General features: G+C 69.7%; 26 protein-coding genes. 13 read left to right on the forward strand and 13 right to left on the reverse strand.

Going from position 1 to position 25,498, the window contains the following annotated elements; genetic code table 11:
• Positions 1 to 74 precede the first annotated feature (74 nt).
• The 5 genes from I4Q42_RS26715 to rlmH all read left to right on the forward strand — a co-directional run bounded on the left by I4Q42_RS26715 (position 75) and on the right by rlmH (position 3,995).
• Positions 75 to 1,082 (forward strand): hypothetical protein, encoded by a 1,008-nt coding sequence (locus tag I4Q42_RS26715; RefSeq protein ID WP_198576619.1) that lies wholly within the window; start codon positions 75 to 77, stop codon positions 1,080 to 1,082.
• Positions 1,021 to 2,295: a glutamate-5-semialdehyde dehydrogenase gene (locus I4Q42_RS13660; RefSeq protein WP_198576620.1), complete on the forward strand. Its 1,275-nt coding sequence runs from the start codon at positions 1,021 to 1,023 to the stop codon at positions 2,293 to 2,295. Before I4Q42_RS26715 ends, I4Q42_RS13660 begins: the two co-directional genes overlap by 62 nt.
• The gene (locus tag I4Q42_RS13665) at positions 2,261 to 2,914 is read left to right on the forward strand and encodes a nicotinate-nucleotide adenylyltransferase (RefSeq protein ID WP_198576621.1); all 654 of its coding nucleotides are present in this window, start codon (positions 2,261 to 2,263) and stop codon (positions 2,912 to 2,914) included. The genes I4Q42_RS13660 and I4Q42_RS13665 overlap by 35 nt, the downstream gene beginning before the upstream one ends.
• A gap of 108 nt (positions 2,915 to 3,022) precedes the next feature.
• Positions 3,023 to 3,463 (forward strand): ribosome silencing factor, encoded by a 441-nt coding sequence (rsfS, locus tag I4Q42_RS13670; protein ID WP_198576659.1) that lies wholly within the window; start codon positions 3,023 to 3,025, stop codon positions 3,461 to 3,463.
• 67 nt (positions 3,464 to 3,530) lie between these two features.
• The gene (gene rlmH / locus I4Q42_RS13675) at positions 3,531 to 3,995 is read left to right on the forward strand and encodes a 23S rRNA (pseudouridine(1915)-N(3))-methyltransferase RlmH (RefSeq protein ID WP_198576622.1); all 465 of its coding nucleotides are present in this window, start codon (positions 3,531 to 3,533) and stop codon (positions 3,993 to 3,995) included.
• Between the two features lie 21 nt (positions 3,996 to 4,016).
• Here rlmH and I4Q42_RS13680 read toward each other — a convergent pair whose 3' ends face one another.
• Positions 4,017 to 4,394, reverse strand: a complete 378-nt coding sequence (locus tag I4Q42_RS13680; protein ID WP_198576623.1) for a VOC family protein — start codon at positions 4,392 to 4,394, stop codon at positions 4,017 to 4,019.
• A 188-nt stretch (positions 4,395 to 4,582) separates the two neighbouring features.
• Here I4Q42_RS13680 and I4Q42_RS13685 point away from each other — a divergent pair, with 188 nt between their 5' ends.
• Both I4Q42_RS13685 and I4Q42_RS13690 read left to right on the forward strand, forming a co-directional pair.
• The gene (locus tag I4Q42_RS13685; RefSeq protein WP_198576624.1) at positions 4,583 to 5,626 is read left to right on the forward strand and encodes a murein hydrolase activator EnvC family protein; all 1,044 of its coding nucleotides are present in this window, start codon (positions 4,583 to 4,585) and stop codon (positions 5,624 to 5,626) included.
• A gap of 142 nt (positions 5,627 to 5,768) precedes the next feature.
• Entirely contained in the window at positions 5,769 to 7,169 is a 1,401-nt protein-coding gene (locus tag I4Q42_RS13690; protein WP_198576625.1) for a S41 family peptidase, read from the forward strand.
• 278 nt (positions 7,170 to 7,447) lie between these two features.
• Here the strand turns inward: I4Q42_RS13690 and I4Q42_RS13695 are convergent, their stop codons facing one another.
• Complete coding sequence (locus tag I4Q42_RS13695) at positions 7,448 to 9,649, reverse strand: TonB-dependent receptor (protein ID WP_198576626.1); 2,202 nt, start codon at positions 9,647 to 9,649, stop codon at positions 7,448 to 7,450.
• Between the two features lie 177 nt (positions 9,650 to 9,826).
• Here I4Q42_RS13695 and I4Q42_RS13700 point away from each other — a divergent pair, with 177 nt between their 5' ends.
• The 5 genes from I4Q42_RS13700 to I4Q42_RS13720 all read left to right on the forward strand — a co-directional run bounded on the left by I4Q42_RS13700 (position 9,827) and on the right by I4Q42_RS13720 (position 15,425).
• A complete protein-coding gene (locus I4Q42_RS13700) occupies positions 9,827 to 11,296 on the forward strand; it encodes an alpha/beta fold hydrolase (protein ID WP_198576627.1) in 1,470 nt (489 codons plus the stop codon).
• Positions 11,297 to 11,382: 86 nt separating this feature from the next.
• Positions 11,383 to 12,570 (forward strand): divergent polysaccharide deacetylase family protein, encoded by a 1,188-nt coding sequence (locus I4Q42_RS13705; protein ID WP_198576628.1) that lies wholly within the window; start codon positions 11,383 to 11,385, stop codon positions 12,568 to 12,570.
• The gene (locus I4Q42_RS13710; protein WP_198576629.1) at positions 12,567 to 13,058 is read left to right on the forward strand and encodes an RNA pyrophosphohydrolase; all 492 of its coding nucleotides are present in this window, start codon (positions 12,567 to 12,569) and stop codon (positions 13,056 to 13,058) included. Before I4Q42_RS13705 ends, I4Q42_RS13710 begins: the two co-directional genes overlap by 4 nt.
• 43 nt (positions 13,059 to 13,101) lie before the next feature.
• The gene (locus I4Q42_RS13715; RefSeq protein WP_198576630.1) at positions 13,102 to 14,619 is read left to right on the forward strand and encodes an alpha/beta hydrolase; all 1,518 of its coding nucleotides are present in this window, start codon (positions 13,102 to 13,104) and stop codon (positions 14,617 to 14,619) included.
• Positions 14,620 to 14,675: 56 nt separating this feature from the next.
• Positions 14,676 to 15,425 (forward strand): alpha/beta hydrolase, encoded by a 750-nt coding sequence (locus I4Q42_RS13720; protein WP_198576631.1) that lies wholly within the window; start codon positions 14,676 to 14,678, stop codon positions 15,423 to 15,425.
• Between the two features lie 147 nt (positions 15,426 to 15,572).
• Here the strand turns inward: I4Q42_RS13720 and sugE are convergent, their stop codons facing one another.
• The 11 genes from sugE to I4Q42_RS13775 all read right to left on the reverse strand — a co-directional run bounded on the left by sugE (position 15,573) and on the right by I4Q42_RS13775 (position 24,047).
• Positions 15,573 to 15,896: a quaternary ammonium compound efflux SMR transporter SugE gene (gene sugE, locus I4Q42_RS13725; RefSeq protein ID WP_198576632.1), complete on the reverse strand. Its 324-nt coding sequence runs from the start codon at positions 15,894 to 15,896 to the stop codon at positions 15,573 to 15,575.
• Between the two features lie 146 nt (positions 15,897 to 16,042).
• A complete protein-coding gene (locus I4Q42_RS13730) occupies positions 16,043 to 16,711 on the reverse strand; it encodes a hypothetical protein (RefSeq protein WP_198576633.1) in 669 nt (222 codons plus the stop codon).
• Between the two features lie 313 nt (positions 16,712 to 17,024).
• Positions 17,025 to 17,285: an ATP synthase F1 subunit epsilon gene (locus I4Q42_RS13735; RefSeq protein WP_198576634.1), complete on the reverse strand. Its 261-nt coding sequence runs from the start codon at positions 17,283 to 17,285 to the stop codon at positions 17,025 to 17,027.
• Entirely contained in the window at positions 17,285 to 17,536 is a 252-nt protein-coding gene (locus tag I4Q42_RS13740; protein ID WP_198576635.1) for a hypothetical protein, read from the reverse strand. The genes I4Q42_RS13735 and I4Q42_RS13740 overlap by 1 nt, the downstream gene beginning before the upstream one ends.
• A complete protein-coding gene (atpD, locus tag I4Q42_RS13745) occupies positions 17,536 to 19,161 on the reverse strand; it encodes a F0F1 ATP synthase subunit beta (RefSeq protein ID WP_198576636.1) in 1,626 nt (541 codons plus the stop codon). The genes I4Q42_RS13740 and atpD overlap by 1 nt, the downstream gene beginning before the upstream one ends.
• Before the next feature lie 52 nt (positions 19,162 to 19,213).
• Complete coding sequence (locus I4Q42_RS13750) at positions 19,214 to 20,092, reverse strand: F0F1 ATP synthase subunit gamma (RefSeq protein ID WP_198576637.1); 879 nt, start codon at positions 20,090 to 20,092, stop codon at positions 19,214 to 19,216.
• A gap of 35 nt (positions 20,093 to 20,127) precedes the next feature.
• Positions 20,128 to 21,660, reverse strand: a complete 1,533-nt coding sequence (atpA, locus tag I4Q42_RS13755) for a F0F1 ATP synthase subunit alpha (RefSeq protein ID WP_198576638.1) — start codon at positions 21,658 to 21,660, stop codon at positions 20,128 to 20,130.
• Between the two features lie 61 nt (positions 21,661 to 21,721).
• Entirely contained in the window at positions 21,722 to 22,276 is a 555-nt protein-coding gene (locus tag I4Q42_RS13760; protein ID WP_198576639.1) for a F0F1 ATP synthase subunit delta, read from the reverse strand.
• 217 nt (positions 22,277 to 22,493) lie between these two features.
• The gene (locus I4Q42_RS13765) at positions 22,494 to 22,742 is read right to left on the reverse strand and encodes a hotdog family protein (RefSeq protein ID WP_198576640.1); all 249 of its coding nucleotides are present in this window, start codon (positions 22,740 to 22,742) and stop codon (positions 22,494 to 22,496) included.
• 121 nt (positions 22,743 to 22,863) lie between these two features.
• Positions 22,864 to 23,184, reverse strand: a complete 321-nt coding sequence (locus I4Q42_RS13770; RefSeq protein ID WP_198576641.1) for a CC_3452 family protein — start codon at positions 23,182 to 23,184, stop codon at positions 22,864 to 22,866.
• Positions 23,185 to 23,621: 437 nt separating this feature from the next.
• The gene (locus I4Q42_RS13775) at positions 23,622 to 24,047 is read right to left on the reverse strand and encodes a hypothetical protein (RefSeq protein ID WP_232793105.1); all 426 of its coding nucleotides are present in this window, start codon (positions 24,045 to 24,047) and stop codon (positions 23,622 to 23,624) included.
• A 152-nt stretch (positions 24,048 to 24,199) separates the two neighbouring features.
• On the opposite strand from I4Q42_RS13775, the gene I4Q42_RS13780 reads away from it, so the two are divergent.
• Positions 24,200 to 25,387, forward strand: coding sequence for an acetyl-CoA C-acyltransferase (locus I4Q42_RS13780; RefSeq protein ID WP_198576642.1), 1,188 nt, complete (start codon positions 24,200 to 24,202; stop codon positions 25,385 to 25,387).
• Positions 25,388 to 25,498: the final 111 nt, after the last annotated feature.

Raw genomic sequence — 25,498 nt, forward strand, 5'->3', positions numbered from 1 at the left:
GCTTTGAGGGCGCCGACGGTTGCTAATTTCTTTTGGCTCCCGTCATTGTGGATCTCATTTGGACGGGGGCGGCGATGATCGGATGGACGGCGACGGCAATGCTGGCCCTGGCGATGGCGCTGGCCGATCCGTGGAGTGTTCGGGCCGGCGACACGTCCGAAGCCTTCGCCGCGCGGCTGAAGGCCCGGGAGGCCGAGGCCCTGGCCCGGCCGCTGGACATCGCCGCCGCCGATGACCTGGCCAGCCTGCGTCTGGCAGGAGCCAGCGCCTCGGCCGCCGACTACGCCGCGCGGTCGGCTCGCCTGGACGCAGCCCTCGCCCGGAGCGAGGCCGAGATCGCCGCCCTGCGCGCCGCCTCCGGACCGGCCGACAGCCGCTGGATGAAGGACCGCGACGCCGCGACCGACCCCGACGCCCGGGACCTGTTCGCCCGCGTAGACTTCGACCAGCGGCTGATGCGCTACGGCGGCGATCTCGACGGTCCTGAGGGCAAGGCCTTGCAGACCATGATCGAGGCCCGCGTCAATCGCGAGGTCGCCGCCAACGCCGCGTGGCTGAAGGGCGTGCTGGCGCGCATCGGCTGGTTCGACATCTCGCGCCATGGCGAGGAGGCCTCGCAGGCCGCCTGGTTGTTGGTGCAGCATGCTGATCACGATCCGGCCTGGCAGGTCGCGGTGCTGGCCGACCTGAAGCCGCGGGTCGCCCGCGGCGACATGCAGGGGAAATACTACGCCTACCTTGACCGATCGGGTGGCGGTGAACGCCGGCCGCGCCCAGACCTACGGCACGCAGGGCGGCTGCAAGGGTCCCGCCGACTGGCGGCCCGATCCGGTGATCGATCCCGAGGGGCTGGAGGCTCGCCGCGCCGCCGTCGGCCTGGAGCCGATCGCCGCCTATGCCGCCAAGTTCGGTTGCCGGTGACAGGCTTTCTCGCGCCAGCGCCAGCATTTGGCCATTTCCCCCGGGGAACAAAGCGCCTAGGTAAGGCTCACTCTGAGCATATCCGGGGACGGACGAGCGATGGACGATGCGGCCGGCGGCCTGCAGGCGACGATGAGGGCGATGGGCCAGGCGGCCCGTGAGGGCGCGCGCGCCCTGCGCCTCGCCACGCCAGCCCAGCGCACCGCCGCCCTGACCGCCATCGCCGCCGCCATCCGCGCCGACGCCTCCGCCATCCTGGCCGCCAACGCCCGCGACCTCGAGAAGGCCGGCGCCAACGGTCTGACCGCGCCGATGGTCGAGCGGCTGATGCTCAACGAAGCGCGCCTGGAAGGCGTGGCCGCCGGCGTCGAGGCCGTGGCCGCCATCCCCGATCCGCTCGGTGTCGAGACCTCGCGCTGGACCCGGCCCAACGGCCTGGACATCGCCCGCGTGCGCACGCCGATCGGCGTCATCGCCATGATCTTCGAGAGCCGTCCGAACGTGACGGCCGACGCCGCCGCCCTGACCCTGCGCTCGGGCAACGCCGTGATCCTGCGCGGCGGGTCGGAGTGCATCGAGTCCAACCTCGCCATCCACGCCGCCGTGCTGAAGGGCCTGGAGGCCGCCGGCCTGCCGGCCCAGGTGGTGCAGATGGTCCGGACCACCGACCGCGCCGCCGTCGGCGCCATCCTGTCGGGCCTGGACCGCTCCATCGATCTGATCATTCCGCGCGGCGGCAAGAGCCTGGTCGCCCGCGTCCAGGCCGAGGCCCGCGCCCCGGTGCTGGGCCACCTGGAAGGCCTCAACCACGTCTTCGTGCACGCCGCCGCCGACCTGGAAAAAGCCGTGGCCATCGTGCTGAACGCCAAGATGCGCCGCGTCTCGGTGTGCGGCTCGGCCGAGACCCTGCTGGTCGACCGCGCGGCCGCCGCAGAACTGCTGCCGCCGATCGCCGAGGCGCTGATCCAGGCCGGCTGCGAAATTCGTGGCGACGATGCCGCGCGCGCCATCGTCGCTGGCCTCGAGACCGCGACGGTCGAGGACTGGACCACCGAATATCTCGCCCCGATCATCGCCCTGGCCGTGGTCGACGGCGTCGCCGGCGCGGCCGAGCACATCGCCGCCTACGGCTCGGGCCATACCGACGCCATCGTCACCGAGGACGAAGCGGCGGCCGAGGCCTTCATCAGCCAGGTCGACAGCGCCATCGTGCTGGTCAACGCCTCGACCCAATTCGCCGACGGCGGCGAATTCGGCTTCGGAGCCGAGATCGGCATCGCCACCGACAAGCTACACGCCCGCGGCCCGGTCGGGGCCGAGCAACTGACGACGTTCAAGTATGTGGTTCGCGGGACCGGCCAGACTCGTCCCTGAGGCCGGCCGTCCCAGCGCCCAGCGCCTCGGCTTCCACCTGGAGCCGGGGATGCGCGTCGGGCTGTTCGGCGGCAGCTTCAACCCGGCGCACGAGGGCCACGCCCACGTGGCCGAGACGGCGAAGCATCGCCTGGGCCTGGACCGGGTGATCTGGCTGGTTTCGCCGCAAAACCCGCTGAAGTCCTCACACGAGACCCGCCCCCTGCCCGAGCGCATGGACGCGGCCCGCCGCTGGGCGCGCGGCCCGGGGATGATCGTCTCCGACGCCGAGACCCGCCTGGGCTCGCAATACACCATCGACACCCTGCGGGTGCTGAAAGCCCGCTATCCGGGCGTGAAGTTCGTCTGGGTGATGGGCGCCGACAGCCTGGCCACCTTCCACCGCTGGCGCGGCTGGACCCAGATCATGCGCTCGGTGCCGGTCGCCGTGGTCTCGCGGCCGTGGGCGGCGCTGAAGGCCCGCACCTCGCCGGCCGCCCGCCGCTTCGCCTTCGCCCGCCGCCCGGCCAGCGCCGCCGCCACGATCGCCGACGCCGACACGCCGGCCTGGGTCTACCTGACCGGCCCGCTGAACTTCGCCTCCTCCACGGCCCTGCGGGCGCGGCAGAGCAAGGGCTGATCAGCACCCGGAACGCGGCCGAATCCGCCTGCGACCACGATCCCCCTCACGTTTCGAGTCTTTCCGTGCTAAGGGAGGCTTTGCGCGAAGCCAATAAGGAGCATTCCGCTGCGTAGCGACCCCGCGCCGACGGCGCACGAGGGACCGGCTCAAGCCGACTCCTCGACTGAAAATCCGACGCTCAGTACGGACCTGAACATCAAGGCGCTCGAGACGCTGATCCTCTCGCGCCTCGACGACGACAAGGCCCAGGACATCGTCCACATCGACCTCACGGACAAGAGCTCCGTGGCCGACAGCCTGATCGTGGCGTCCGGCCGCTCGCATCGTCACGTCGGCGCTCTCGCCGACCACGTGCTGCGCGCGCTGAAGGACCACGGCCTGGGCAAGGCCCGGGTCGAAGGCCTGCCGCACTGCGACTGGGTGCTGATCGACGCCGGCGACGTCGTCGTTCACCTGTTCCGCCCCGAGGTGCGCAGCTTCTACAACATCGAGAAGATCTGGGCCGTCGACGCCCCGCACCGGATGCCGGCGGCGACGTCGAACTGATCTCTCGCAGGACGGGCCTCGCCCCTGAGCAACGCTCGGGGCGGGGTCTCGCCACGCTCTCCCCAAAATGAAGATCACCATCCTCACCGTCGGGAAGCTCGGCCGCATGGTCGAGGCGCAGCTGGCGCTGGACTATGCGTCCCGCGCCACGGCGTCGGGCCGCGCCCTGGCGCTGGGTCCCGTCGAGATCCTCGAGGTCGAGGCCCGCAAGCCGGGCAAGGCCGCCGAGGCCGAGGTGCTGCGCCCGCATCTGGAGGGCGCCTACGTCATCGCCTGCGACGAGCACGGCAAGGTCCACACCTCGCGAGCCTTCGCCGGGCGGCTGGAGCGGCTGCGCGACGACGGCCAGCGCAGGATCGTGTTCCTGATCGGCGGCGCCGACGGGCTGGATCCGTCGATCCTGGCGGGCGCCAACGAGCTCCTGGCCTTCGGCCCCCAGACCTGGCCGCACGCCCTGGCCCGCGCCATGCTGGCCGAGCAGATCTACCGCGCCGTCACCATCCTGGCGGGCTCGCCCTATCACCGGGATTGAGGATGGCGCGAGCCTCCGCGATCAGCTTCTGTACTTGAAGATCCCCAAGCTGTTGCCCTCGGTGTCCTTGGCGTAGAAGAACGAGCCCACCGGGATCTCGATGACGTCCGACAGGACCTCTCCGCCGCCCTTCCTGACGCGGTCCATCGCATCGGCCAGCGCATCGCCGATGGCGAAATGGGTCGTCGCGCCGGCGCCGTCCACGGCTGGCTTTCCGGGATAGATATGGCCCACCGCGTGAGCCCCCTCGGCGTGCGGCAGCAGCCAGATCGGGTTCGGGCCGCCGTCCTGCCGAGTCAGCTCGCCTTCGAGCAGGGTTTCGTAGAACTTGCACGCCCGTTCGGGATCCGCGACCGGGATCTCGGTGAATACGATCTGCGCTTCGCTGACATCGACCATCGGCTTGTTCCTCCTGCGTCGAACACGCCATTCTTCTTTTCACAGCCCTGCTGACACCCTGCTGTCAGCAGGGACTCCGGATTGTAGGACTTCGAAAAAAGGCCCGCAGATTTTTCCCCGCCCCGAAGGCCGAGCCGAAGATGGCAGGCCCTAGGAAACCGCCGCGCCCTCAGGCAGATAGGGACGCCATGCCCCGCCGCTTCGCGATCGCCGCCGCCAGCGCCGTCCTGCTCCTTGCCGGAGCGGGCGTCGTCGTCGCGCAGCAGGTCGGCGACCAGCGCACCCGCGACCTGCAACAGGCCGCCGACACCCGTCGCGAGATCGAGGACCTGCGGGCCGAGCTGACCCGCCTGAACCAGCAGCAGGTCGTCGCCGGGGCCGATGTCGACATCAAGCGCGCCCGGCTGGACGTGCTGCACCGGCGGGAGTCGGCGCTGATCGGCGAGCTGGGCCGCGACCGGGGGCAGCTGGCCCGGCTGCTCAGCGCCCTGCAACTGTTCCGCCGCAACCCGCCGCCGGCCCTGCTGGTCAATCCGCGCGACGCCCGCGATGCGGTGCGGGCGGCGATCCTGATCCGGGCCATGACGCCGGACCTGCAGGCCCGGGCCGACGCCTATGCCCGACAAGCCCGGGCCGTCGGGGCCCTGCGCCGCGAGGCCGCCGCCGCCTCCGAGCAGTTGTTCACCGCCGAGAGCGCCGTGGCCGACCGTCGGGGCGAGCTGGAGCGGATGATCGTCGAGAAGACCCAGCTGGAGCGCGCCTACGCCCAGGACGCCATCGCCGCCGACCAGGAGCGCCAAACCCTGGGCGCCCTGACCGACGGCCTGGCGACCGGCGCCCCCACCGGCCCGCTGGTCCTGCGGGCCCCCGCCCAGGGCGAGGTGATCCGCCGCTTCGGCGAGGCCCTGCCGGTCGGTGGCAAGTCCGAGGGCCTGTCGATCCGCACAGCCAAGGGCCAGAGCGTCGAAAGTCCCGCCGCAGGCACGGTGGAATATGCCGGTCCGCTGAACGGCTGGGACATGGTGGTCATCGTCCGGACACAGGGCGCCTATCACCTGGTGATGGCCGGAATGGCCGACGTAAAGGTCGCCCCCGGACAATCGGTCGCAGCCGGAGCCGACCTCGGAAGCATGACGGACCGTGGACCTTTGGAGCCGGAACTCTATCTTGAAGTGCGCGAGAACGGCGTTCCGGCCGACCCGGGTCGCTGGCTCAAGCAGGAGTCGCGGTAGACGACTTTTTCAGTAATGATGGGCGTTCATCATGACGCGCGGCCTTCGTCGGGGATGGACGGGGCCGGACTATAGTCGCGGCGCGCGCCGCTCGAATTTCGGACGCGGCGCTCACGCGCCGCAAGGGAGCCTTCAAGGCCTTATGCGCAAGTACCTGCTCATCGGTGTTTCGGCCTTCGTCCTCGGCGCGGGGACCATGGCCTATATCAGCCCCATGGCCCAAGCGACCATCCCCTCGCAGAAAGCCAAGACCTACAAGCTGCTCGAACTGTTCGGCGACGTGCTCGCCACGGTCGAGGACCAGTACGTCACCGAGGTCGACGACAAGAAGCTGATCGAGGCGGCGCTGGACGGCATGCTGACCAGCCTCGACCCGCATTCGGGCTACCTGTCGCCCGACAGCTTCGAGGACATGCAGGACACCACCCGCGGCGAGTACGGCGGCCTCGGCATCGAGGTCACCAGCGAGGACGGCGTGGTCAAGGTGATCTCGCCGATGGACGGCACGCCCGCCGCTCGGGCCGGCGTCCAGGCCGGCGACTACATCACGGCCGTCAACGGCCAGTCGGTGCTGGGCCTGACGGTCAACGAGGCCGTCAAGCAGATGCGCGGCCCGGCCGGCGAGACGGTGACCATCACCATCGCCCGCGAGAAGACCGACCCGTTCGACGTCAAGCTGGTGCGCGAGGTCATCAAGCCCAAGGCCGCCATCGCCCGCATGGAAGGCGACTACGGCTACGTCCGCCTGCCCGGCTTCAACGAGAAATCCACCGACGCCCTGTCGGCCGCGATCACCGACTTGAAGACCAAGAACCCGCAGATGAAGGGCCTGGTCTTCGACCTGCGCAACAATCCGGGCGGCCTGCTCGACCAGGCGCGCGGCGTGGCCGACCTGTTCCTGGAGGGCGGCGAGGTCGTCAGCCAGCGCGGCCGCAATCCGCGCGACATCCAGCGCCTGAACGCCACCCCGGGCGACATCCTCAACGGCCTGCCGCTGGTCGTGCTGATCAACCAGGGCTCGGCCTCGGCGGCTGAAATCGTCGCCGGCGCCCTGCAGGATCGCCATCGCGCCGAACTGGTCGGCATCACCAGCTTCGGCAAGGGCTCGGTCCAGACCGTGATCCCGCTGCGCGGCGGCGCCGACGGCGCCCTGAAGCTGACCACGGCCCGCTACTTCACCCCGTCGGGCCGCTCGATCCAGAAGACCGGCATCGAGCCCGACCTGGAAGTGGCCCAGACCAAGGACCAGGCCCAGGACATCGCCAACCGCGTGTGGTTCAGCGAGGCCAGCTTCAAGAACGCCCTGAACGCCGACGAGGGCAAGACCCGCAAGGGCGTCCACACCCCGGCCGAGGCCCCGCCCGCGGGCTTCGACGAGAAGAAGGACGACTTCCAGCTGCAACGCGCCCTGGCCGTGCTGAAGGCCGGCTCGGTCGAGGCCGTGCCGAAGCTGCCCAAGCCCCAGCCCAAGATCGCCGAGGTCACCGCCAAGGCGGCCGCCGCGGCCGCGACGCCCGGCAAGCCGCCGGTCGAGAAGAAGTAGTCTGCTTTTGCAGCGAGAATGACGAGCCCCGCCCGGAGCGATCCGGGCGGGGTTTTGTTTTGAGCCCTCTCTCATGGAGAGAGGGAGGGGCCCGCGCCGCAAGGCGTGGGAGGGTGAGTGGGTAGGCGAAGCCCCCTGATCATTTTGGCGCTGTTGCGGGCGATGTGCCGGCACGCCGGTTGAGGGTGTAACCACTCACCCTCCCATGCTTCGCATGGGCCCCTCCCTCTCTCTAAGAGAGAGGGGCCAGTTTGCGCCGAACTTTAGCGGCCTCGCCCTCAGTACTTGAACCGCACCCCGACGCTCCACATCGCCGGCTCGTCGGCGCCGCGGTAGACGATCAGGCCCGGGATGAACGCCGCGCCCGAATAATAGTCCTCGGAGTCGAGAACGTTGCGGCCCTGCACGAAGGCCTTCCACTGGCCGTTCGGCGACTCGTAGGTGACGCTGGCGTTCAGGCGATCGACGGCCGGGATGTGGCCGGCCTCCGAATTGGTCGCCTCCGAGTAGCGTGACGAGCGATAGCTCCAGTCACCGGCCACGGTGACCGAGCCGCCGCCCAGCGCCGCCGGGGCGATCTTCCACGAGCCGCCCACCTGGCCCTGGACCTTGGAGATCAGCGGCAGGCTCTTGGCGCCGGCCTGGGCCGCCGCCGTGCTGGCGTCGAGCTTCTCGTACTCGGCGTCGGTCAAGGCCAGGCTGGCGAACAGGTTGACGCCGGTGATCGGGGTGGCCGAAGCCTCGATCTCCAGGCCCGCGATCCGCGCCTCGGCGGCGTTCTGGGTCAGGGTCGAGCCGTTCTCGATGACGTTCTGCTGCAGGTCCTTCAGTTGCTCCAGATAGGCCGCCACGTTCAGGCGGGCCCGGCGGTCGAAGCCCTCGATCTTGGCGCCGGCCTCGTAGGACCAGGCGTATTCCGGGTCATAGCCCTGGGTGAAGATGCTGGGATTGGCGATCGACAGGGCCACGAAGCCGCCGGCCCGATAGCCGCGCGCCACGGTGGCGTAGGCCATCACGTCGTCGGAGACGGCGTATTGAAGATTGAACTTGGGCGTCCAGACCTTCCAGTCGGCGTCGTTGGAACGCGCGACCAGGGTGGCCGGGAAGGCCGCCAGGCCGTTCTGGATCGTGCCGTCGACCGACTTCTGGTCATCGGTGTAGCGCAGGCCGAACGAGCCCTTCAGCTTGTCGGTGAAGGCGTATTCGGCCTGGCCGTAGATCGCCGTGCTCTTGGATTCGGCGTTGACCGTGGTCGGCAGCAGGCCGATCGGGAAGGCGGCGTAGACGCCGGCGCCGATGGTGTCGGTGATCACCTGCGTGCCGGTTTCCTTGAAGTAGAAGACCCCGCCGATCCATTGCAGCTTGCCGCCGGCCGCGTCGCCCAGCAGCTGGAACTCCTGGCTGATCTGCTCCTGGTCGGTGTCGCTGCCGCGCAGGAAGCCGGCCACCGTGGTTCCGAATCCGTTGACCAGCCCGCCGGAGAAATCGAGCGTCCAGTGGTCGGCCAGGGTCTGGTAGGCGGTGATCGACTTGAAGGTCACCGCCTCGCCGGCATAGCCCAGGTGCAGCGCCAGGGTCTTCTGCTCGTTGCGGGTGTCGGTCTTGTTGGGCGTGCGGGTCGAGCCGAACGGACCCGAGGCCAGGGGCTTCAGCGTCGTCGGATCCAGCGGCACGAAATACTGGCCCTCGGTGTCGGTGCGGGCGTAGCTGGCCTCGACCATGGCGCTGAACGGGCCGACATCGGTCAGGCCCAGGGCCCCGCGCACGCCGGAATCGCGGCGCGCCCCGACCTTCTGCTTCAGGGTGGTGTCGTACTGCCAGCCGTCACGCTCGGAGAACAGGGCCGAAGCGGTGGCGGCGACGTGGTCGGTGATCGCCCCGCCGACGGTGGCGCGATAGCGCTGCTGGCCGTAGTTGCCGGCCGAGGCCTCCAGCGTGCCGCCGCCTTTGCCGTCCGGCTGGCGGGTCTGGTACTTCAGCGCCCCGGTCATCGAGTTGCGGCCGTACAGCGTGCCCTGCGGCCCGCGCAGCACCTCGACCTGCTGGACGTCGGCCAGGTCCATGTTCGCGACCGACAGGCGGGCCTGGTAGACGTCGTTGATATAGATGCCGACCGGCGGCTCCGACGTGATCATGCCGCCCGTCTGGTCGAGCGCGCCGCGCAGGCTGATCTGCACCGTCGAGGGCGAGGCGCTGATCTGCGAGACATAGAGGCTGGGCACGGCCGAGCCGAGGTTCTGCACCTTGGCGATCTGCAGCTGGTCCAGGGCGCGGGCCGAGAAGGCGCTGACGGCCACCGGCGTGTCCTGCAGGTTCTGCTCGCGGCGCTGGGCGGTGACGAGCAGCTCCTCGACCGCGGGCGGGGCCTCCTTTGCCGGCGCCTCCTGAGCGTGGGCGGCGAAGGCGGCCGCGTCGAGCAGGGCGACCGACAGCGCGGCGCTGGCGAACTGCGCGGACTTGCGTCCCAGGACCTTAGGCATCGGATCTTCCCCTTTTTCGACCGCGAATGGCAGGCGCGATCAAAGGGGGCGAACCAAGCGCGCGACCGCGCAAACGGGCGCTGGACTTTCACCGCTCGTCGGACAGCGATTGGCCGCCAGGCGGATAACGGCGGCGCGACGCCGCCGGGCGCGGCCGTCGCTGGTTTGCTGGCAGGCATGAGCCGGCCCGCCGTCACCCGCCATTTCGTCGACGTCGGCGACCGCGTCGTCCACTACCGCGCGGCCGGTCGGGGCTTTCCGGTGATCCTGCTGCACCAGAGCCCGCGCTCCTCGGCCGACATGCTGGGGCTGATGGGCCGGTGGGCGGACGACTTCCTGTGCATCGCGCCCGACACCCCGGGCTTTGGCGAGTCCGACCGCCTGAAGGGACCGGTTCCGCTGGAGCGCCTGGCCCAGGCGGTGATCGACCTGGCCGACGCCCTGGGACTGAAGCGCTTCGGCCTCTACGGCGTGCATACCGGGGCCATCCTCGCCGTGGCCGCCGGCGTCGCCCGGCCCGACCGCGTGGCGGCGGTAGCGGCGCACGGCTATGGGGCCTGGACGCCGCAGGAGCGGGCGATCTTCGGCGACCGCTACGCCCCGCCTTTCCGCCCCGTCGCCTCGGGCGCGCACCTGACCTGGCTGTGGAGCCGGGTCGCCGACCAGCGCCTCTTCTTCCCCTGGAATGACTGGCGGCACGGCCAGCGGCTGGCCTGGGGCGAGGGAACGCCGGCGGAACTGCACGAGGAGGCGCTGGACCTGCTGCGGGCCGGCGACGCCTATCGCTCCGGCTACCTGGCCGCCTTCCAGTCGGACGCCGCCCTGCCCGCACGCCTTGCGACCCCGTCGCTGCTGGTCGCCTCGCGCCCCGACCCGCTGTCGGGCCACCTGGAGCGCCTGGCCGCGCCGCCGTCGGGCGTCGAGCACCGGCTCACCGACACCTGGGACGGGGCCGAGGCCGCCAGCCGCCAGTTCTTGCGCGACCACGCCGGCGAGCCTGCCGAGATCGCCGGCGCGCCCTGCCGCACCCACCGCTTCGTCGACATCCGCGACGACGCCTTCGAGGGCCGCCTGCATCTGGGCCTGAAGCCGGGGCGCGGGGCCGGCGCCCTGCTGGTCCACGGGCCTGGCGGTTCGCATCGCACCGCCCTGGACGCCGCCGCCCGCCGGCGCGGGCCGCTGGCGGCGCTGGACTGGCCGGGACACGGCCTCAGCGACGCGGCCGACGGCGCCCTGACGCCCGCCGACTACGCCCGTCTCGCGGCCCGGGCGATCGAGACGCTCGACACCGCTCCCGCCCGCCTGGTCGCCGAAGGGCTGGCCCACGGCCTGGTCCCGGCGATCGGCGACGCGACGGGCCTGACGCCCGATCCCGCGCCGCCGCCGCGCGCCCTGTCCCGCCCGGACCTTGGCAAACGCTGGCTGCCGAACCTGACGCCCGACGCCGAGGGCGCCCATCTGCTGCGGGCCTGGAACGCGGTGCGCCGGCAGGCGGTGTTCGATCCCTGGTACGAGCCGACGCCCGTCAACGCCACGCCGCCCGGAGACTTGCGCCCGGCCGCCCTGGCCCGCCGGCATCTGGCCCTGTTGCAGGCCCCCGGCGCCCAAGCCCTGCTGGCCGCCTGCGTCGCTCCGCCAGACCGCTGACCCCGCGTCGCCGCGCCGCAGGCGGGAGCCTGCTCGCGCAAGCTTCGTTAACCATATCTTGGAAGCTTGCCCCTTAAGGCTGCTGCATGGCCGCCGTGTTCTCCCGCAAGCCCGCCTACAGCGCCGCCGCGCCCGCCGTCGATGCGGGCGGCGGCGATCTGCGCGCGCGCCTGATGGCGGCCGCGACCAACCCCTATATCAGCGCCAGCGCCGCGGCCTTCCTGTTCCTGCTGAGCCTGGCCGTGCTGGTGCTGATCACCGGCGACCCCAAGGCCGGCGCCCCGATCATTCGCCTGTCGCTGTCGGACATCGGCGCCACCAAGGGCGCGCCCGACGGCTGGCGCGAGGCCCTGGCCCCCGAAGGCGCCGAGGAAGCCCCGCTGCTGCCCGGCGCGATGGACCTGTCGGACCACCCCTTCGCCCGCCACGCCGCGGCCCCCGAGCTGGAAGGCGAGGGCGAAGCTGTCGAACTGGCCGCCCCGCCCGTCCCGACCGGCGTCGCCCTGGCCCAGGCGCCCCTGCCCGGCCTGTCGGCCCCCGGCCCCGGCGGCGGTCCGCTGCCGGTGATCGCTCCCGACGGCCGCACGGTCGCCGAGGCCTATGCCCGCCCGTTCACCCCCGACGGTCGCCCGCGCGTGGCCCTGGTGATTGGCGGCCTCGGCCTCAACGCCCAGACCACCCGCGCCGCCATCGAGACCCTGCCGCCCGAGATCACCCTGTCGTTCGCGCCCTATTCCGAGGGCCTGCAGGGCTGGATCGACCTGGCCCGCTCGCACGGCCACGAGGTGCTGCTCGAGACACCGATGGAGCCCAACGACTATCCGGCCAACGATCCGGGCCCCTACACCCTGATCGCCGCCAACCGCCCCGACGAGACCGTGCGCAAGCTGGAATGGCTGATGTCGCGCGCCACCGGCTATTTCGGCCTGACCAACTATCTGGGCTCGAAGTTCCTGGCCTCCGACCCGGCCATGGCCACCTTCACGACCGCCCTCAAGGCGCGCGGCCTGGCCTTCGTCGACGACGGCGCGGCCGCCCGTCGCGGCGGCCCGATCCCCCGCGCCTCGGCCGAGCGCGGCATCGACGACGATCTGTCCGGCGAGGCCATCCAGGCCCAGCTGGGCGCCCTGGAAGCCGGCGCCGGCGCGCGCGGCCAGGCCCTGGGCGTCGGCTTCGCCTATCCCGTCACCATCAGCCAGGTGCGCAACTGGGCCGGCGGCCTGAGCGCGCGAGGCGTGCAACTGGCCCCGGCTTCGGCTATCGCCAAGCGATGACCGCGCAAATCGACCTGTCGCTCTACCGCCCGAACGTGGGCGTCGCCCTGTTCCATCCCACCGACGGCCGCGTCTGGCTGGGCCAGCGCCACCAGCAGGCGCCGCCCTACAACTGGCAGCTGCCGCAGGGCGGGGTCGACGCGGGCGAGGACCTGGAAGCCGCCGCCCGCCGCGAGCTGCACGAAGAGACCGGCGTCGTCTCGGCCGAACTGCTGGGCCGCACCGAGGGCTGGCTGACCTACGACTATCCGGCCGACTTCATGGGCACGAAACGCGCCCGCGGCTTCAAGGGCCAGAAGCAGGTGTGGTTCGCCTTCCGCTTCACCGGAGCCGAATCCGAGATCGATCTGGCCGCCCACGGCGACGTCGAGTTCGACTCTTGGCGCTGGGGCGCTCTCGACGAAACGCCCGAACTGATCGTACCCTTCAAGCGCGGCGTCTACGAACGAATGGTCGCCGCTTTCTCGGGGTTCGCGCGCGTCGCCTGACACCGGCTCGTGCTTGGCCTCATTGGGGCTTGGAGGCGCGGGCGTGACCAGAACCATCCTGATGATCCACGGCTACGGCATGACCGGCGACGGCTGGACGCCGGCGGCCGAGGCTTTCCGCAAGGCCGGCTACGCGGTCGAGACCCCGACCATCCAGCCGAAACTGCGGACGGTGTCCTCGCCCAAGGCCGAGCTGGGCGGACTGAGCCTTGGCGACTATGTCGCCGAGCTCAGCGCCCTGGCGGCCGTGACCGCCGCCCGCGACGGGATCAAGCCGATCGTCTTCGGCCACTCGATGGGCGGGCTGATCGCCCAGAAGCTGGCCGAGAGCGGCCTGACTTCGGGGATCGTCCTCTTCGCCCCGGCCTCGCCGGCCGACGCGCGCGGCAAGCCCAAGCTCTCGCCGCTGTTCACCTTCCTCAACGCCGCCCTGACTCAGGGCGGTCCGCCCAAGCCGGTGAAGATGTGGAAGACGGGCTTCAAGTTCGGGGTGGTCAACGCCGTACCCTCGGCCCGCCACGACGCCCTCTACGCCACGGCGGTCTATGATTCCGGCCGGGTGCTGCAGGACCTGGCCTATCCCGACCGCGATCCCTCGCGCACCGCCCATGTCGACGCCGCCAAGGTGACCGTGCCGGTGCTGGTGCTGGCCGGGGCCCGCGACCGCACCACGCCGGTCGAGGACCTGCGGCTGGTCGGCCGCAAATACGCTGGGGCCGACTATCGCGAATATCCCGACCACGCCCACTGGCTGATCGACGAGCCGGGTAGCGCGGCCCTTTACGACGCAGCCAAGGCCTGGCTGGCCGAGAAGGGCCTGGGTCCGGCCTCGGCCCCGCCGCCCAGCAAGGCCAAGACCGAGCCAAAGGCCGAGCCGGTCGCTGCCGCGACGCCCGCTCCCGAACCCAAGGTCGAGACGCCGACGCCCGCTCCGACCGCCAAGGCCCCAGCGAAGACCAAGACGCCCAGCAAGGCCAAGACCGTCGTCGCCGAACCGGCCGTGAAGCCGGCCGCCAAGGCGCCGGCCAAGCCCAAGGCCGCTGCCGCCCCGAAGCCTGCCGCCCCCAAGCCTGTCGCTAAGGCCGAGGTCGCGCCCGCGCCCGCCAAGACCGAAGCCAAGCCGAAGGCCGCGCCGGCCAAGACCGCCAAGCCGAAGACGCCCGCGCCGGTCGAACCGGCTCCGGCGGCGAAGGCGACCCCCAAGGCCAAGGTCGCACCGAAGCCCCAAGCCAAACCCAAGCCCGAGGCCAAGGCCGAGCCCGTCGCCAAGGTCGCCAAGCCCAAGGCTGCCCCTCCCGCCGCCGAACCGGCCACGCCGGCGCCCCCGAAGCCTGTCGCCAAGGCCAAGCCCGCTCCGGCCGCGAAGGCAGAACCCGCGCTGGCGCCGACCAAGGCCGCGCCGAAGGCCAAGAGCGCCCCGACCGCGAAGGCCGCTCCGAAGGCCGCGCCAGCCCCCAAGCCCGCCGCCAAGTCGAAGGCGACCCCCAAGGCCGCCGCAACCAAGGCTGCTGCGACAACGACGCCCGCCAAAACTTCGCCACGGGGCAAGAAGAGCGTGTAGGCTCCATTGAAACGCTCGTATCAGTCAGACGGGCGGGGTTGACCTAAGAGGCGGGCGTGAAGGCTCCGGTGATCATGGTCCACGGCGCCTTTTGCGGCGGCTGGACGTTCGATACGTTTCGCGCGCCGTTCGAGGCCGCCGGTCACACGGTGCTGACGCCAGATCTTCCCGGCCACGCGCCCGGCGGTTCGACCGTCGGCCTGTCGATGAGCGACTATGCCCGCGAGATCGCCCGACTGATCCGCACGTGCGAGACGCCGCCGATCCTGATCGGCCACTCGATGGGCGGTCTGGTGGCCCAGCTCGCCGCCAGCCGCGCGAGCGTCGACCGCCTGATCCTGCTGGCCCCCTCGCCGCCCTGGGGCGTGCATGGGGCGAGTCTGGAAGAGGCGGTCTCGGCCGTCAGCCTCTACGCCCTCGGCCCCTACTGGCTGCAGGCCGTGGCGCCGGACTACGGCGTCGTGCGCCGCTACAGCCTCGACCGCCTGCCCCGCGAGACCCGCCGCGCCCTCTACGCCCGCATGACGTCGGAGAGCGGCCGGGCGCTGTGGGAGACGCTGAACTGGTGGCTGGATCCGTTCATGACCACCAGCCCCGGCCCCGTGCGGGCCCCGGTGCTGGCCATCGCCGGCGGCCAGGACGTCGTCCACCCGCCCGCCACCGTCCGCCAGACCGCCGCCCGCCTGGGCGGGGTGTTCCGCGAGTTCCCGCAGATGAGCCACTGGCTGCCGGGCGAACCGGGCTGGGAAGACGTGGCGCAAGCGTGCCTGGACTTCATCGCTGCGGAAGATCGAGCGGCGGCTTAACTCAAATCCTCCCCCCTCTGGGGGAGGTGGCCCGCAGGGCCGGAGGGGGGACGTTTTCAGCCGCTGCCGACATCGGCCGATTTCGCAGCCACTCCCCTCTCCGTCCGCTTCGCGGACACCTCTCCCACAGGGAGAGGATCGCTGTAGCTAGTGCCCCGAGCTGAACACCTTCAGCCCCAGGATCCCCGAGACGATCAGCGCCAGGCAGACCAGCCGCGCGGCCGTCGCCGGTTCCTTGAAGACCAGGATGCCGACGATGGCGGTGCCGACCGCGCCGACGCCGGTCCACACAGCGTAGGCCGTGCCCAGCGGCAGACTCTTCACGGCCCAGCCCAGCAGGCCCATCGAGGCGACGAGGCTGATCGCGGTCAGGACGGTGGGGATCGGGCGGGTGAAGCCTTCGGTGTATTTCAGGCCGACGGCCCAGCCGATTTCGAAAAGACCGGCGATGAAGAGGATGATCCAGGCCATGACCTGCTCCCGTTGATCGCGCGCCCGGCCTTTGGCCTCGGCGTCGCGAGAAGCGGGGTCGTCCCCGGAAAAAAGCAAAGGCGCGGGGTCGTCCCCGCGCCTTGCCTAGATAGCTTCTGGATCCTGGAGGGCAAGCCCTCCTGACATCACTGCGAAGTGTAGAGGATTTGGGCCTGCTCGTAGTTCTTGCCGACCGAGCTGTCGTCCAGCTTCTTGATGCGGACGTAGACCAGGCCAGCCTTGCCGCCGGCGGCGTTGTTGTCCCAGGTCACGGTCAGGCGCTTGACGTCGGTGACCAGCTGGTCGTTACGGATCAGGCGCAGCTGCGGGCTGTTTTCCCAGCTCGCCCAGTCGTGCAGGGCGGTGGCCAGGGCCTGGGCCTGCTCGGGGCCTTGAGCGTGCTGGACGTTCAGGGTGCAGACGTTCTTGTTCGAACCCGGGTTGTCGAGGACGATCTGGTAGGGCTTGCCCAGGTCCAGGGTCCACAGGTCCTTCTTCTTCTTGAAGCCCGCGGCCTTGGCCAGGGCGTTGAAGTCGCCGCCGACCACGGCCGGCTTGCAGATGGTGTCGAGCACGCTGAGGATCCGCACCGAGACCGCGTCGGTCGGCGGCGGCGGACGCACGGGCTCCGGAGCGGCCGCGGCGGCGGCGGCTTCGGGCGTGCCGGCGGCGGGCGCCGGAACCACGGGCGCGGCCTGATCGGCGGGCGCGGCGGCCGGGGCGGGAGCCGGGGCGGCGGCGGGAGCGGGCTGCTCCTGGGCAACGGCGGTCGAGACGACGCCGAGGGCGATCAAGCTGGCGAGCGCAAGGCGCATAGTCTGGATATCCCCTAGAGACTGGTGGTCGGCATTAAAACCGACGAGCGTTCCCTCGCAACCCTTATGGTGACGGATTACGGCGGGTATGGGGTCACAATCGTAATTTTTTATCGCTCCCCCTGAAGGGGGAGCTGTCGCGGAGCGACTGAGGGGGAAGTGGAACGCGAAATCGGCCGCTCTTCAGGAAGCTGAAAACGGCCCCCCTCCGGCCCTTCGGGCCACCTCCCCCAGAGGGGGAGGATCTTGCAAACGAAAACGCCCCCGCTGTTTCCAGCGAGGGCGTTTCCAAGTCGTCCGGAAAAAGCAGCCCTTAGGCCACTTCCACCGCGTGCTCGGCCAGGATCGTGAAGCCGTCCGGACCCACGTCGGCGAAGCCGCCCTGGATGTCGAACAGCTTGACGGTCGCGCCGTCGCGCACCGTCACCCGGCCCTCGCGCAGCGTCGTCATGAACGGCGCGTGGTTCGGCAGGACGCCGAAGTCGCCTTCCGTGCCCGGCGCGTCGACCTGGTCGACGTCGGCGGAGAACAGTTCGCGCTCGGGCGCGACGAGGGAGAAGTGCAGCTTGGCCATCAGTCGTAGGTCTCCACGGCGCCCAGGGCCGCTTCGATGTCTTCGTCGGTCTGGATCTCGGTGCCGCAGAACGGACAGAAGCGGATGGTGGTCAGGACAGCGCCCGTCTCACCTTCGACTTCCCGTTGACCCAGGTTCAACAGGATCAGGCCGCTGTCGTGCTCGATGAGGGAGGCCTCGGCGTCCGAAGACACCGCGTCCTCCAGCTCCTCGCAGCAGAAGTGGGCCAGATCGCCGTCTTCTTCGGTCATCAGGCGTCCGCCGCCATCTTTTCGGCCTTGGCCACGGCTTCCTCGATCGGACCGACCATGTAGAAGGCGGCTTCCGGCAGGTGGTCGTACTCGCCGTCCACGATGCCCTTGAACGAGCGGATGGTGTCCTTCAGCTCGACGAAGGCGCCGGGCGTGTTGGTGAACTGCTCGGCGACGTGGAAGGGCTGCGACAGGAAGCGCGAGATCTTGCGAGCGCGGGCGACGGTCAGCTTGTCCTCTTCCGACAGCTCGTCCATGCCCAGGATGGCGATGATGTCCTTCAGCGCCTTGTACTGCTGCAGAACTTCCTGGACGCGGCGAGCCACGGTGTAGTGCTCTTCGCCGATGACCAGCGGGTCCATGATCCGCGAGGTCGAGTCCAGCGGATCGACGGCCGGGAAGATGGCCTGGGCGGCGATGTCGCGCGACAGAACGGTGGTGGCGTCCAAGTGGGCGAACGAAGCGGCCGGGGCCGGGTCGGTCAGGTCGTCGGCGGGAACGTAGATGGCCTGGACCGAGGTGATCGAGCCCTTGTTGGTCGAGGTGATGCGCTCCTGCAGGTTGCCCATCTCGGTGGCCAGGGTGGGCTGGTAGCCCACGGCCGAGGGGATGCGGCCCAGCAGAGCCGACACTTCGGCGCCGGCTTGGGTGAAGCGGAAGATGTTGTCGACGAACAGCAGCACGTCCTTGCCTTCTTCGTCACGGAAGTATTCCGCGATCGACAGGCCGGTCAGGGCGACGCGGGCGCGGGCGCCCGGGGGTTCGTTCATCTGGCCGTAGACCAGGGCGCAGCGCGAGCCTTCGGTCGAGCCGTTGTTGGCCTTCGGGTCGACGTTGACGTTCGACTCGATCATCTCGTGATAGAGGTCGTTGCCTTCGCGGGTGCGTTCGCCCACGCCGGCCAGAACCGAGTAACCGCCGTAAGCCTTGGCGATGTTGTTGATCAGTTCCTGCATCGTCACGGTCTTGCCGACGCCGGCGCCGCCGAACAGGCCGATCTTGCCGCCCTTGGTGTAGGGGCACATCAGGTCGATGACCTTGATGCCCGTGACCAGCACTTCAGCGGTGTTGGTCTGCTCGGCGAAGGTCGGGGCGTCGCGGTGGATCGGGCGCGACAGGTCCGACTGGATCGGGCCCTGCTCGTCGATCGGCTCGCCGATGACGTTCATGATGCGGCCCAGGGTGCCAGGGCCGACCGGAACGCGGATGGCTTCGCCGGTGTCGCGCACGACTTGGCCGCGGACGAGACCCTCGGTGGCGTCCATGGCGATGGCGCGGACGGTGTTCTGGCCCAGGTGCTGGGCGACTTCGAACACCAGGCGCTGGCCGGTGGCGATGTTGGTGGTCTCGACGGCGTTCAGGATCGCCGGCAGCGGGCCGGTGAACTCGATGTCGACGACGGCGCCGATGATCTGGACCAGGCGGCCCGTGCCTTCGCCGACGGCGACGGCCGGAGCCTTCGGAGCGGCGGCGGCCTTCGGAGCGGCCGGCTTCTTGGCGGCCGGAGCCTTGGGAGCAGCAGCAGCGGCCGGAGCGGCGGCGGCGGCCTTCGGGGCGGCGGGCTTCTTGGCGGCAGCCGGCTTTTCAGCGGCGGCGGCGGGAGCCTTAGCGGGGGTCTTGGCCATGGCGTGCGGGTCTTTCGTGCGTCTCTGCGTGCGTTTTTGGCGTTAGGCTAGATCAGACGGCTTCGGCGCCGGAGATGATCTCGATCAGCTCCTTGGTGATCTGAGCCTGGCGGGAACGGTTGTACTCGAGGGTGTAGCGCTTGATCATGTCGCCCGCGTTCCGCGTGGCGTTGTCCATCGCCGTCATCTGGCTGGCATAGAAGCCGGCCATGTTGTCGAGCAGGGCCGACAGGATCTGGACCGTCAGGTTGCGCGGCAGCAGGGTCTCGAGGATGGCCTCTTCCGAGGGCTCATATTCGTAGACCGCGGCCGGACCTGAAACCGGCTCGGCGCCGCCCTCGACCACGGCCGGAATCAGCTGAAGCGCGGTCGGGATCTGCTGCACCACCGACTTGAAGCGGCTGTAGAACAGGGTGACCACGTCGATGTCGCCCGCTTCGTAAAGCTTGGTGACGACGTCGGCGATCGGCTGGGCCACCGACAGCGTCAGCTGGCGGTAGGACGACAGGTCGAAATTGTCGACGATGTGCGCGGCGTAGGGGCGACGCAGCTGGGCGGTCACCTTCTTGCCGACGCAGACGATCTTCACGTCCTTGCCCTGGGCGATCAGCCGGTCGATGTGAGCGCGAGCGGCGCGCACGATCGACGAGGTGAAGCCGCCGGCCAGGCCGCGGTCGGCCGCGGCCACCACGACCAGGTGACGATCGTCCCCGCCGGTGCCGGCCAGCAGCGCCGGAGCGCCGTCGCCCGACACGCCGGTCGCGAGATTGGCGATGACGCTGGCCAGACGCCGGGCGTAAGGACGGGCGGCTTCAGCCGCGTCCTGGCTCCGGCGCAGCTTGGCTGCCGCCACCATCTGCATCGCCTTCGTGATCTTTTGCGTCGCTTTGACGCTCGAGATCCGATTGCGCATTTCCTTCAAGCTGGCCATTCGGCGCTACTCTCTCCGAGCGGTTCCGAGGGGGCTTAGGCGAAGGTCGACGAGAAGGCCTCGAGCGCGCTCTTCAGCGACGCTTCCAGGTCCTTGTCGAGGGCCTTCTTGGTGGCGATGCCGGTCAGCAGGTCCTGGTGCTGGCTGTGCAGGCGGGCCAGGAACTCGGTCTCGAAACGACGCACCGACGAGGTCGGGATCTTGTCGAGATAGCCGCGGGTGCCGGCGTAGATCACGCAGACCTGCTCTTCGACCGACAGCGGCGCGTATTGCGGCTGCTTCAGCAGTTCGGTCAGGCGCTCGCCGCGGGCCAGCAGCTTCTGGGTCGAAGCGTCCAGGTCCGAGCCGAACTTCGCGAAGGCGGCCATTTCGCGATACTGGGCGAGCTCGCCCTTAATCGCGCCGGCGACTTGCTTCATGGCCTTGATCTGGGCCGACGAACCGACGCGCGACACCGAGATGCCGACGTTCACGGCCGGGCGGATGCCCTGGTAGAACAGGTCGGTTTCCAGGAAGATCTGGCCGTCGGTGATCGAGATCACGTTGGTCGGGATGTAGGCCGACACGTCGTTGGCCTGGGTTTCGATGATCGGCAGAGCCGTCAGCGAGCCCGAACCGTTGTCTTCGTTCAGCTTGGCGGCGCGTTCCAGCAGGCGGGAGTGCAGGTAGAACACGTCGCCCGGATAGGCTTCGCGGCCCGGCGGACGGCGCAGCAGCAGCGACATCTGGCGATAGGCGACGGCTTGCTTGGACAGATCGTCATAGATGATCAGGCCGTGCAGGCCGTTGTCGCGGAACCACTCGCCCATGGCGCAGCCCGAGAACGGGGCCAGGTACTGCAGCGGGGCCGGCTCCGAGGCCGAGGCCACGACGACGATGGTGTATTCCAGGGCGCCGTGCTCTTCGAGCGTCTTGACGATCTGGGCGACGGTCGAACGCTTCTGGCCGATGGCGACGTAGACGCAGTAGAGCTTGGCGCTCTCGTCCTTGCCGGCGTTGGCGGCCTTCTGGTTCAGGATGGTGTCGATGGCGACGGCGGTCTTGCCGGTCTGACGGTCACCGATGATCAGTTCGCGCTGGCCGCGGCCGACGGGGATCAGGGTGTCGATCGACTTCAGGCCGGTCTGCACGGGCTCGTGCACCGACTTGCGGGGGATGATGCCCGGCGCCTTGACGTCGACGCGGCGACGCTCGGTCGAAACGATCGGGCCCTTGCCGTCGATCGGCTCGCCCAGCGGGTTGACGACGCGGCCCAGCAGGCTCTTGCCGACCGGAACGTCGACGATCTCGCCGAGGCGGCGGACTTCGTCGCCTTCCTTGATGGCCTGGTCCTGGCCGAAGATCACGGCGCCGACATTGTCGCGCTCGAGGTTCAGGGCCATGCCCTTCACGCCGGCCTTCGGGAATTCGACCATCTCGCCGGCCTGGACGTTGTCCAGACCGTAGATGCGGGCGATGCCGTCGCCGACCGACAGGACTTGGCCGACGTCCGAAACGGCGGCTTCCTCGCCGAAGTTGGCGATCTGCGACTTGAGGATGGCCGAGATTTCGGCGGCGCGGATATCCATGGCTGGGTCGGGCTCTTTCTTAGGGCTCTTTGGCGTACGACGTTTTGGCGCGGTTATACGCTTAGGCGCGCTTGAGGGCGAATTTCAGGGAATCGAGCTTCGAACGGAGCGAAGCGTCGAACAGTCGGGAACCGACGCGCACCTTGACGCCGCCCAGGATGGACGGGTCGACGCGGGTCGAGATTTCGGGGGTCTTGCCGAGCGCCTCGGAGACGGCGGCGGTGACGGCCTTCAGCTGGGCGGCGCTCAGCGGGGCGGCCGAGGTGACCTCGGCGGCGACCACGCCGCGGTGCTTGGCCGAAAGCTCGACGAAGGCGTTGATGGCGCCGACCAGCTCTACCGAGCGGCCGTTGGTGGCGATCAGGCCCAGGAACTTGGCGGTCAGGATGTCGAAACCGGCCTTCACGGCGACGGCGGTCAGGCCCTTGGCCTTGTCCTCGGCCGAGAACGCGGGCGAGTCGAGCAGACGGCGCAGGTCGGCGCTGTCGGCGATCAGCACCTTGAGCGCTTTCAGGTCGCTTTCGACCTTCGCCAGGTTGCCGCCTTCGATCGTCAGTTCGAACAGGGACTGCGCATAACGCTGACCCGCATCCGTCGCCTTGGTTTCGTCCGCCACGTGTTCCGCCCGGTGTGCATTGCAATCGCCGCGGAAGAGAAGCTGCCCCCTCTTCCCGGCTTAAAGACTTGATCGCGCTTGAGAAAAGCGCACGGGCGGCCCGCGCATTCACGCTGCCCTTCCCGAAGCCCGGCGCCTGATAACACGGGGTGTTCGCAGTCGCAACCAAGCCGAGACGATCGTGTTCGGCCAAGTTCCGGAAAAAAGCCGTTATCCGTCAGACGTTGACGCGGCGGAAGACACCCGAAGCGGCCCCGGCCAGCACGCCGCCAGCCGTCCGCGCCTCGGCCTGGGCGAACACCAGACTGCGCGTGGCCCGCTCGATCCAGCCGCGCACGGCCAGATCCGTCTTCTCCTCTCCCGCGTAGTCGACGGTCAGCGACACCGGGGCCGTATCGGGGCCGGCGACCAGGCGCAGGGCGTCTTCCAGTTGGGCGGTCAATCGTGGAGCGGACGGTTCGGTCATGAGGGGATCTAACGCCCAGGCTGGGAAAAGAAAAAGGGCGGCGGAACGGGCCGCCGCCCTGTCAGGCGAATGATCGAGGAAACAGCCGGAGAAACAAGCCTCCGGGTACTGATGGAAAGGCTCAGGCGGCCTTGGCCGAGGCGTTGCAGCGCTCCAGCTCTTCGGCGGCCAGGACCTTGGCGTCGCCGCCGAAGGCCGAGACGCGGCCGGCCTCCTTGGCCAGCGCCTTGCACGAGGCGACGCTGAGGGCCCGCGACGGCGCCGAGGCCGCGACGCAGGACGCGTCCTCGCAGACGAAGACCGCGCCGCCGGCGACGATCTTGGTCTTCGCGGAGACGGGTTTTTCGAGGGTGACCGCCAGACGGCCATCGGCCAGGGCGGGGGCCGCGACGAGCGCGGAAACGGACAGGGCGGCGACAGCCGCCAGGGCGCGGAGCTTCATGGGAAAAGCCCTCCAGCTTCGGGGATGATGGGAAGATCGATGATCGACGCGTAAGCTGTACTGGCCGTTCGATGCGTGGGATGCTGGACACCGGTATCCCCACCGGCGCCGCACAACCGAACTAAGCACTGCTTAGATATCAGCGTTCAGAAATAGCGCAAGGCGCTTTTTGTTCGCGTGCGCATATTTTATCGAAACGGAGATTTTCGGGCTGGCGGCGGCCGGCAATCCAGTTCGATTGACCACGCCTCCTTATTTCTCCCGTCATTCCCGCCCTTGTGGCGGGAACCCCTCTATCAGCCGCAGGGGCGGGAGTGGCGGCGTGCCCAGCACGCCGCGGCGCTTCCCGTGCAAGCGGAACCAGGGTTTCCCGCCACAGGGGCGGGAATGACGGGAAGTGGGGGCGCTCGCGGCAGATAAGCCCGCGGCTCAGCCGCTCAGAGCCCCAGGATGGAGTCGATCCGGCTCTCGGCCTTGGCGTGGATCGCGCGGTCCTCGACCATGCCTTCCAGGCGCGCGTAGCGGCCGTCCTTGCCGGCCTTGCGGCGCAGGCTGTCGGCGGTGACCAGCACCGGCGGGCGGCGGCTGTCGGCCATGCCGCCCAGCAGGGCCGAGAACACCGCGCCGACGAAGGCGGCCAGCACCGGCCCGGCGAAATCGATCGGGGTCTCGCCGAACAGCGCGTGCAGCTGGGTCAGCAGGTGCTCGTGGTTGACCTGGCTCTCGAGGGTGCGCAGCGCCATGAAGGCCCCGCCCTGGAACGCGCCCGCCACGGCGACGGCGATCGCCGCCCCGACGAAGCGGGGGCGCCAGAACAGCCCCAGCAGGGCTCCCAGAAACGCGAAGGCGGCCATCAGGATCATGCCACGACCTAAGACACGACGGCCTCAAGACGAGGTTAAGCGGCCCCGCGGCCGGACGCCGCAGGTTGCCGCACGCGTGATCTTCCCCCCGCCGAATTTCCGGCATACGGTGCCGGCAATTCAAACTAACGTTTAAACAGGGAAGAAGCGCCATGCGCGAAGCGGTCATCGTCTCCTACGCCCGGACGGGCCTGGCCAAGTCCAATCGCGGCGGCTTCAACAACACCCACGGCGCGGCCATGGCCGGCCACGCCATCCAGCACGCCGTGTCGCGCGCCGGCCTCGACGGCCCGGAGATCGAGGACGTGGTGCTGGGCTGCGGCGGCCCCGAAGGCGCCACCGGCATGAACGTGGCCCGCAACGCTGCCATCTGGGCCGGCCTGCCGGTCACCACCTCGGGCCAGACCGTCAACCGCTTCTGCTCCTCGGGCCTGCAGGCGATCGCCACGGCCGCCAACTACGTCCGCAACGACGGCGCCCCGGCGGCGATCGGCGGCGGCGTGGAGTCGATCTCGCTGGTCCAGGGCGGCGGCCACATGAACCGCTTCCACATCACCGAAGACAAGCTGATGCGGGAAAAGCCGGCCCTGTGGATGGCGATGATCGACACCGCCGACATCGTCGCCAAGCGCTACGGCATCAGCCGCGAGTACCAGGACGAATATTCGCTGCGCAGCCAGCAGCGGATCGCCGCCGCCCAGGCCGCCGGTCTCTTCAATGACGAGATCGTGCCGATGGCCACCAAGATGAAGGTGGTCGACAAGGAGACCAAGGAAGAGAGCCTGGTCGACTACACGGTCACCAAAGACGAGTGCAATCGGCCGGAAACCACGCTGGAGGGCCTGGCCAAGCTGGAGCCGGTCAAGGGTCCGGGCAACTTCGTCACGGCCGGGAATGCGTCACAGCTGTCGGACGGCGCCGCCGCCGTGGTGGTGATGGAGGCCAAGGAGGCCGCCCGCCGCAATCTGGAGCCGCTGGGCCTGTTCAAGGGCTTCGCCATCGCCGGCTGCGAGCCCGACGAGATGGGCATCGGCCCGGTCTTCGCCGTGCCGCGCCTGCTGGAACGCCACGGCCTGAAGGTCGACGACATCGACCTGTGGGAACTGAACGAGGCCTTCGCCAGCCAGTGCCTCTACAGCCGCGACCGCCTGGGCATCGATCCGGAGAAGTACAACGTCAACGGCGGCTCCATCGCCATCGGCCACCCCTTCGGCATGACCGGCGCCCGCTGCGCCGGCCACCTGCTGCTGGAAGGCAAGCGCCGCAAGGCCAAGCTCGGCGTGGTGACCATGTGCATCGGCGGCGGCATGGGCGCGGCGGGTCTGTTCGAGATCTTCTGAGGTCGAGCTCGGCGATGCTCCCCCTCTGGGGGAGCTGTCGCGGAGCGACTGAGGGGGCCGCCGAAGGCGGTGCTGGGGGGCGCCCCGCCCCCCGGGGCACCCACCCCCACC

It is taken from the genome of Caulobacter hibisci (assembly GCF_016135805.1).
GTDB classification, from domain to species: Bacteria; Pseudomonadota; Alphaproteobacteria; order Caulobacterales; family Caulobacteraceae; genus Caulobacter; species Caulobacter hibisci.